We start from the raw sequence: 8195 nt of genomic DNA, 5'->3' as shown, positions 1-8195 counted from the left end.
GACAACAGCGTCACCTGCTCGATGAGCCGCTCTGGCAATGTCTGGGACAACGCCGCGATGGAGAGCTTATTCGCTGCTTCGCGCGGCCCTTCGGGTCTCGTCGCCGAAGACCGAGCGGATCAGAGGCGGGGTCTACCGGACACATGACGATGCTCGTGCCGACGTATTCGATTACATAGAGCGCTTCTACAATGCCGTTCGCAGGCACTCGACCATCGGCTACATCAGCCCGGTAGAGTTCGAAAAGAAGGTCGGGTTAGCTTAACTGACCGCCCACGAAACCGGCAGCAGGCCACACATCCTGACAAAGTACCCGCGCGGCACGAATCGACGCATCGCTGAGCTGCTGGGCGGTCCAGACGGAAAGGCGCAGTTCATCCGCGAGGCCGTGGAGAACGAGCTAAAGCGCCGCGAGTGCAAAAAGCCGAAGACGTGACCCGTGATGGGCGAACGGGCAGAGAACAACCCTGGGAAGTTTACGGGAACTTCCTGTTCCCAAACCGCCCGGCCGATGCTATTGCGTTCCCCGTCGCACCCTCTTTTCGTTTCCGGGGTGTGGTGGTTTTGCGAGTGTTCTGATGCACTTGCGGACTGGCGGGGTATAGCGCAGCCCGGTAGCGCATCTGCTTTGGGAGCAGAGGGTCCCAGGTTCGAATCCTGGTGCCCCGACCACTGGAAACGTCTTGCGGCAGCTCGATGGACGGGCTGCAGGGATTTTGGTGACGGCAGAGCGCTTTCATGACCGCACGCATCTATCGCCCGGCCCGCACGGCCATGCAGTCCGGCACGGCCAAGGCCGAGCGCTGGCTGCTCGAGTACGAGCCCGAGGCGCCGCGCCAGATCGAGCCGCTGATGGGCTGGACCTCGTCCTCTGATATGAAGAGCCAGCTCAAGCTCTGGTTCGACAGCGAGGCCGAGGCGGTCGCCTATGCCACGCGCAACGGCATCGCCTATCGCGTCGAGCAGCCGAACGAGGCCAAGCGCCGCACGGTCTCCTATTCCGACAATTTCAAGTTCACGCGCGTCGGTCAGTGGACGCATTGATGCCGACAGGCGAGGGCACATCCTCGCTTTCGGGCCCGTAGCTCAGATGGATAGAGCAGCAGCCTTCTAAGCTGCTGGTCGCAGGTTCGAATCCTGCCGGGCTCGCCATTCTTCTCTCCCGATACGGGCCGCCTTTGCCATCCCGGCCCTCTTCCGGATGCGGCGGCAATATCGCATGGCTGCCGGACGGAACAGGCGACCGCCGACCTCGTTGTTGAAACGGGGGTTGATGCGGAGAGCAGCCATGTTGAGGTTCGTTGCGATGACCGCCCTTGTGGCGGCTCTATCGTCCCCCGCCTTCGCGGAACCCGGTTTCGTCAAGACGGTCAGCCTGCCGGGGCTCGGGGCCGGCTATGGCCTCGCTTCGCAGTCCGTGTGCGAACTTCCCGCCTATGTCTCGGCTCGGACCAGCAGGCCGGTATCGGCGGATAGCCAGGCCATGACCCTGTCGCCGCGGATGGTCCAGGCGATCCGGATCGGCGAGGAGCCCGTCAACGACTGACCGTTGTGGACTGATTCCCGAGGCGTAATCTCCCTTCTTTATCGTGTTGGAGTACAGCATCGTCCTGTGATCCGCGCCGGCGCGGCGAGGCCGCCGCGCTTGCCGACCTTCCCCCGGCAGCGTAAACCCGCGCGGCCTCGCCTTGATCGTGCCCGAAAGGCCCGCCATCGGGCGGGGCTCGACTTTCAGGAAAGGTGCGGCCGGCAGCCGCGGGGAAGCATGATGTTTTCGCTCACGCCAGCGATCGACCGGGTCAGGGATGCGGCCTCCGCCAGCCATCTGCGGGCCTGCATCTTCCTGCTGCTGCTGTCGCTCGCTGCTTTCCTGCCGGGCTTCAGCACGCTCCAGCCGCTCGACCGCGACGAGCCGCGCTTCGCGCAGGCGAGCAAGCAAATGCTGGAGACCGGCGATTTTGTCGATATCCGCTTCCAGGACGAAGCGCGCCACAAGAAGCCGGTCGGCATCTACTGGCTGCAGAGCGCGGCCGTGAAGGCCGGCGAGGCGCTCGGCGTTCCCGAAGCGCGCACGCAGATCTGGCTCTATCGCATTCCGTCGCTGGTCGGTGCGACCGCTGCGGTGCTCCTGACCTATTGGGCGCTGCTCGCCTTCCTGTCGCCGCCGCTTGCCCTGCTCGGCGGGGCCTTGATGGCTTCCGCCGTGCTGCTCGGCGTCGAAGCGCGCATCGCCAAGACCGATGCGCTGCTCGCCGCCTGCGCCGTCGCCTCCATGGGCGCCCTGGCGCGGACCTGGCTCGACTGGACGCGCTCGCTCGCCTTCGTACCGGACAGGCGCAACTGGCTGGTGTTCTGGGGCGCGACCGCACTCGGACTCTTGATCAAGGGGCCGATCGTGCCAATGGTCTGGGGCCTCGCCGTCCTCGTGCTCAGCGCGAGCCAGCGCTCCTTCCGCTGGCTGAAGCCGCTGCGCTTCGGGCCGGGGCTCCTGCTTTGCCTCGTCGTCGCCTTGCCCTGGTTCGCCGCGATCATGATCAAGACCGGCGGCAGCTTCTTCGCCGAAAGCGTCGGGCAGGACATGCTCGGCAAGGTCGCCGAGGGACAGGAGAAGCATTGGGGGCCGCCCGGGCTCTACCTGTTGTTCTTCTTTGCGACCTATTGGCCGGCGGCGGCCTTCGCGGCGATGGCGGTGCCCTTCGCCTGGGTACGTCGCAAGGAGCCGCAGATCCTGTTCCTGATCGCCTGGATCGTGCCGTCCTGGCTGGTTTTCGAGGCCGTGCCGACCAAGCTGCCGCATTACGTGCTGCCGCTCTATCCGGCGATCACCGCGCTCCTTCTTCTGGCCGTGCTGAACGGTGGCATCAACCGCTACCGTCGTGGCGCGGTGCTCACCGCCTGCCTCGTCGTGATCGTGCCGCTGGCGCTGATGAGCGCGATCCTGTTCGGCAACTGGACACTCGATCATGCGGTTCCGTGGTTGGCGCTGCCGTTCTTAGCGCTCGTCCTGCTTCTGGCCATCAGCGTCGTCGCGGCGTTCCGGCGGCTCGATTTCGAGGGTGCGCTCTGGCGCTGCGTGCCGGCGAGCCTGCTGCTGACGATCGCGGTCTATCCCTTCGCCATCGAGAGCCTGCGCTCGCTGAAGCTGTCGCCGCGTCTGGCGGAGGCGGCGAGAGCCGTCGGCTGCGCCGATCCCGCCGTAATCACGCTGGGCTACCGCGAGCCGAGCCTGGTCTTCCTGACCGGGACGAAGCTCGCCATGGCCGCGAGCGGCACTGACGCGGCCTCGTTCCTGAACCAGCCGGGCTGCCGCGTCGCCTTCGTCGAGAGCCGCTTCGCCGATGAGTTCAAGACGGCGCTGTCGAGCCAGCCGACGAAGCCGCGTCTCGTGACCACGATCAACGGCTTCAACCTGAATGGCGGGCGCAGACTGGAGATCGCCGTCTTCGCCCGCTCGCCGGGCTAGACAGCGCCCTTGCATGCGAAGCTCTTGCCCAATCCGCCGCGCTGACGCAGTTTGCGGGCCGTTTTTCCGGATGATGCCCCTTTGACCGAAACCTCTTCCCATCCGCTGCTCAGCGTCGTCGTGCCGGTGCGCAACGAACAGGGCAATATCGCGCCGCTCGTCGCCGATATCGAGAAGGCCTGCGCCGCGATCGGCCCGTTCGAGGTCGTCTATGTCAATGACGGCTCGACCGACGGCACGGCGGCGGCGCTCGCGGAACTCGCCGCGACGCGGCCCTGGCTGCGTGTCATCACTCATGCCCAGTCCTGCGGCCAGAGCGCGGCGGTGCGCAGCGGCGTGCGCCACGCCCGCTCGGCGATCGTCGCGACGCTCGACGGCGACGGCCAGAACGACCCCGCCTTCCTGCCCCAGATGGTCGAAGCCTTGCAGAAGGCCGGCCTTCAGGCCGGGATGGTGCAGGGGCAGCGCGTCGGCCGCAAGGACACCGGCTTCAAGCGCTGGCAGTCGAAGATCGCCAACGGCGTGCGTGGGCGCGTGCTGAAGGACGATACGCGCGATACCGGCTGCGGGCTGAAATGCTTCCGCCGCGAGGCCTATCTCGCACTGCCCTATTTCGACGCGCTGCATCGCTTCATGCCGGCGCTGATGGCGCGCGAGGGGCACAAGGTGCTGCATGTCGACGTGCGCGACCGGCCGCGCCTCACAGGCGTCTCGAATTACGGCTTCTTCGACCGGCTCTGGGTCGGCATCCTCGATCTCGCCGGGGTCTGGTGGCTGATCCGCCGGCGCAAGCGCGTGCCCCAGATCGTCTCGGAGACGCCGTGATGCTGATCGACCTGCAGCAGATGATCGGCAATTATTTCCACGACGTCTTCGTCAACAATATCGACTGGTGGGTCCTGCTCGGCGTGGTCGCGCAGGGGCTCTTCACCATGCGCTTCGTCGTGCAATGGTGGGCGAGCGAGAAGGCCAAGCGCTCGGTCGTGCCGATGACCTTCTGGTGGTTTTCGATCGGCGGCGGCCTGCTGCTGCTGATGTATGCGCTCTATCGGCGCGACCCGGTCTTCATCCTGGGCCAGGGCTTCGGCGTCTTCGTCTATATCCGCAACCTGCAATTCGTCCTGCGCGCCAAGGCACGCGGCGAGGACACGAATTCCGGGCCGGGCTAGGGCCGCAAGCGTCATTCTCGGGCGGAGCGAAGCTTCGACCCGAGAATCTCATGACGAGAAGACACTGGTTTCCGAGATCCTCGGGTCAAGCCCGAGCATGACGTGCTGTGTCAGCTCCGGGAGGGCGGCGCCGCAGGATCGGCCGCCGCGCCATCGGCTGGCGAGGGCAGTTTGTCGGCGGCCGGCGCCTGCGGCTTGCGCATCGCGGCCGAATAGGCGGGGTAGCGCTCGCGATAGGCCTTCAGGAACTCGGAGAGCGTGTCGGCATTGGCGGTGGCGCGGGCCATCTCGCGGATGTCCGCGGCGCGCGTGCGGTCGGCGCTGGTGATGAACGCGAAGGTCCGGGCATCGGCGCCGCGTGCCATCTTCGGAGCGAACTTGCTGCGCAGCCGGTCGAGCGACAGGTTCTCGCTCGCCATCACGTAGGATACGCCCGCCCGCATCACGTCGGCGCGCTCGCTGTCGCCCAGCGTGCCGTCACCGCGCCAGCTTTCGCCCAGCAGGCGCTCGTAGGCTTCGCCCGCCTCGCGCCAGCGGCGCCCGGTCCAGTAGATGTCGGCGCGCAGCCGGTCGATCTCGGGGCCGCGCTCGGTTTCCAGCATCTCCAGCGCCTGGTCGGTGCGGGACAGGTCCGACAGTGCCTTGGCTTCCAGCAGCAGGCGGGCGCGCTTGACGTCGGCCGGCAATTCGACGACGCGCGTCGTGTTGAGCGCGCGCACCGCATCGGCCGGCTTGCCGTTCATCAGGTCGACCATGGCCAGCCGCGTTGCGACCGTGGAGCGCGCCGCGCCGGTGAGGCGCCGGTCCATCTGGTATTTTAGGATCTCGGCGGCCTGATCGAGCAGGTCGAGCTCGACGAGGCGGTCGGCGAGCAGGCGGGTGATCTCGTCGCCGCGCCGTCCGATCGGCAGGAATTCCTTGAAGTCGTAGAACAGGGCGAGCGCCTCGATGCGCGGCAGCTTGCCGAGCCCGCCGCCGCTGAACAGCTCGGCGAAGCGCTGGGCCGTCTCGTCATGCATGCGCCGGGTCAGCGGATCGTCGGGGAAGTTCTCGTTGGCGCGGCGCGCGACCATGAAGGCGTCGCGCCAGCGCTGCTGATCGGCGTAAAGACGCCCGAGCTCGGCCAGCGCCTCGATCTCCAGCCGCCCGCCGCGCCAGATGACGGAGACCGTCTCCAGCCGGGCGATCGCTTCGTCGGGCTTGATGTCGGCGCGCTTCTCGGCATCGGCGAGCTTGACGGCGCGCAACTGCGCCTCCGCCGCGATCGGGCGGCTCTTGGCGTCGAAGAGCGGCTTGTAGCCGTTCATCGCGGCTTCCGGGCGGCCGCCGATATCGTCGAGCCGCGCCTGCAGCAGGGCGAGATGCTCCTGGTCGAAGCTGTCGCGCGGCATGTCGGCCAAAGCCTGGATCTGCCGCTCGGCCACGGCGATATCCTGCTGGGCGAGCGCGGCCTGCGTCATCGCTTCGCGGAACGTGCCCTGCAGGTCGGCCGGGTAGCGGTCGATCACCGCCTCGGCCCGGCGGAAGCCGACGAGCGCCTGCGCCGTGCGGTTCTGGCGCTGTTCGACCAGGGCGCGCCACAGGCCTGTCTCGGCATCGTCCTTGATCGGGCCGGCATCGAAGGCGGCCAGCGCCTGCTGGTCCCGATGCATCCCGGCCGCGATGACGCCCTTGAGAAAGAGCGCCTCGCGGTTGCCACGCATCGACTTGTCGTCGGCGAGCAGCGCGTTCAGAGGGCCGGCGGCCTCCGGCATCAGGCCGTTGGCCGCATAGAAACGCGCGAGCGCCAGTCGGGCTTCCGACTTGCGGCCGCGCGAGGCGTCGGTGACGTCGAGCAGGAGGGCCCGGGCGCGCTCGAGCGGGTTGCCGGTGCGCAGCTTCGTCCAGGTATCGCCATCCAGCAGGGGCGCCGCTTCCTGCCTCTCGGCCCTATCCTCAATCTTGCGGTCCGGTTCGCCGATATCGAGGGAGATGTTGAGCCCGCCGCTGCGGCCGATGCGGACCTGTTCGGTGCCGGCGCGGACGGCGACATCGTCCGCATGCGGCTGGACGGCCAAACCCTGCGCGGTCTGGAGCAAGCCGAATTCGACGAACTGGTAGGGCTTGGGCGTGAGCCGGGTCGGGCCCGTGGCGGTCGCGACGGCGACGGGCAGGCCGGCGGGGCCGGATTCGAGCCAGTGGATACCAGTGAGGCCCGCGAGGGGCACGGCGACGATGGTCTGGCCGCGGTCGTCCATATTGCGCTGCGGCTCGACGGGAGCGGCGGGGCGTCCCGCGTCCTCGCCGAGATCGAGCGACCAAGTCGGGCCGTTGTCGAAAACGCGTGTCAGCGGCTGCCCGGTGAGCTTGAGCTTGACCAGCGTGACCTTGCCCTCGCGCGTGACGGAGCTGTCCTCGACCAGCTTGGGCATCAGCCCGGCGAGCTTGGCGGGATCGATGGTGTCGCGGGTGTCGAAGACCAGCGTCATCACGCCGGCATCGAGGAAGGCCGCGGCTCCAGTTGGACGGGTGAAGCGGAAGTCGAGCCGCTTGCCGTCGACCGTGATGACGACCGGTCCCGGCGGCACATCGGACGCAGCGGGAACTGCCGCTACGGCCCGGACGACGGGCTCCGCCGGCTTCGCCGCGGGCTGGGCCGCAGCGGGCTTGGCGGGAGGCTCGGCAGCAGGGGGCGTTGCGGCGGGGGCAGCGGCAGGCGGCGCCGCCAGTTTGTTCAGATCGGCGAGCGTAAGCGATTCCTGCTTCACCGGGCGCAGCAGGTCGACCACCAGCCCGGTCTCGTCGTCGAAGCTGCGGACCTGCCAATCCTTGGGCAGGGACAAGGTCAGGCTCAGCGCCTCCTTGCCGGCATCCAGCGCGGCGAGCCCGATATCGGAGGGCAGGGCGTTGCGGATGGCGGCAACCTCGACATTCATCGGCCGGTCGAAGACCAGCTTCAGCGCCCCGTTCGACAGATCGCTGGTCAGCTTCGTCTCGGCCGGCGCCTTGAAGATCAGGCGCTCCAGCGTCGGCAGGCTGGCCGTGCTCATGGTCAGCACGGCGGGAGGGGCGGGGGGCTGGCGCGCAGCCTCCCTGGCGCGAACCTCGGCGAGGCGCAGGCGCTCGGTGAGCTCGGCGAGGGCCTCGGGCGGCGGGCCCGGCATCACACCGGACCAGTTCTGCGGCAGGATATCGATGAAGGCCTTGTCGCCGGCCTCGATCAGATTGGCCTTGTAGGACTGGGTCAGCGCAAAGCGCATGCCGCGCCCGTCGGGGTCGACGCGGGCGACGGAGACATAGTTCGGCAATTCGCGGGCGACGCGTGCGACATCGACCTGGACCTGGTTGCCGAAGGCGACGATCAGCACGCCGTTGGAAACGCGGATGCGGGTCTGGACCGGTTCGTCGAAGGTCAGGGACAGCCGGCCGAAGCCCGCCGGCATGGCTTCGCCGCGCAGATTCGCACCGGCCGCGAAGGCAGGCGTCTCCAGGCCGGCGGCAAGCGCGAGAGCGGCCAGCCCGATACCGAAGGCGAGGGAGCGCGACAGACGCAAACGGTGATACTCGACCCAACGCGACAACGC

Annotated in this window: 6 protein-coding genes, 2 tRNA genes and 1 pseudogene; 8 read left to right on the top strand and 1 reads right to left on the bottom strand. The window is 67.9% G+C overall.

The genetic code is table 11. The features are described 5' to 3' along the window. From JHD80_RS26015 to JHD80_RS25980, 8 genes and pseudogenes are all read left to right on the top strand, one after another. Window positions 1-265 (top strand): annotated as a pseudogene (locus tag JHD80_RS26015) (IS3 family transposase); the annotation flags it as partial. A gap of 330 nt (window positions 266-595) precedes the next feature. Then, a tRNA-Pro gene (locus JHD80_RS26010) sits at window positions 596-672 on the top strand. Window positions 673-738: 66 nt separating this feature from the next. Beyond that, the gene (locus JHD80_RS26005) at window positions 739-1044 is read left to right on the top strand and encodes an ETC complex I subunit (RefSeq protein WP_199093316.1); all 306 of its coding nucleotides are present in this window, start codon (window positions 739-741) and stop codon (window positions 1042-1044) included. Window positions 1045-1075: 31 nt separating this feature from the next. After that, window positions 1076-1152 (top strand) — tRNA-Arg (locus JHD80_RS26000). Between the two features lie 136 nt (window positions 1153-1288). Beyond that, entirely contained in the window at window positions 1289-1546 is a 258-nt protein-coding gene (locus JHD80_RS25995; RefSeq protein ID WP_199093314.1) for a hypothetical protein, read from the top strand. A gap of 219 nt (window positions 1547-1765) precedes the next feature. Continuing rightward, window positions 1766-3463, top strand: coding sequence for an ArnT family glycosyltransferase (locus tag JHD80_RS25990; protein ID WP_199093312.1), 1698 nt, complete (start codon window positions 1766-1768; stop codon window positions 3461-3463). Between the two features lie 81 nt (window positions 3464-3544). After that, the gene (locus JHD80_RS25985; protein WP_199093311.1) at window positions 3545-4288 is read left to right on the top strand and encodes a glycosyltransferase family 2 protein; all 744 of its coding nucleotides are present in this window, start codon (window positions 3545-3547) and stop codon (window positions 4286-4288) included. Next, window positions 4288-4632 carry a lipid-A-disaccharide synthase N-terminal domain-containing protein gene (locus JHD80_RS25980; protein ID WP_199093309.1) on the top strand — a complete coding sequence of 115 codons (345 nt, stop codon included), beginning with the start codon at window positions 4288-4290 and terminating at the stop codon, window positions 4630-4632. The genes JHD80_RS25985 and JHD80_RS25980 overlap by 1 nt, the downstream gene beginning before the upstream one ends. A gap of 110 nt (window positions 4633-4742) precedes the next feature. Here the strand turns inward: JHD80_RS25980 and JHD80_RS25975 are convergent. Continuing rightward, window positions 4743-8195: hypothetical protein (locus JHD80_RS25975; protein WP_199093308.1), on the bottom strand; the 3453-nt coding region annotated here is incomplete at its 5' end.

Origin of the sequence: Allobosea sp. ASV33 (genome assembly GCF_016428755.1) — a bacterium.
Classification (GTDB): Bacteria; Pseudomonadota; Alphaproteobacteria; order Rhizobiales; family Beijerinckiaceae; genus Allobosea.
The sequence above is the reverse complement of the archived record's forward strand: the minus strand, read 5'-3'. Positions and strand labels throughout refer to the sequence as shown.

Excerpts from the sequence above, each read along its gene's own strand:
- JHD80_RS25980 (WP_199093309.1), top strand. The coding sequence starts at position 4,288 with ATGCTGATCGACCTGCAGCAGATGATCGGCAATTATTTCCACGACGTC.
- JHD80_RS26005 (WP_199093316.1), top strand. The coding sequence starts at position 739 with ATGACCGCACGCATCTATCGCCCGGCCCGCACGGCCATGCAGTCCGGC.
- JHD80_RS25995 (WP_199093314.1), top strand. The coding sequence starts at position 1,289 with ATGTTGAGGTTCGTTGCGATGACCGCCCTTGTGGCGGCTCTATCGTCC.
- JHD80_RS25990 (WP_199093312.1), top strand. The coding sequence starts at position 1,766 with ATGATGTTTTCGCTCACGCCAGCGATCGACCGGGTCAGGGATGCGGCC.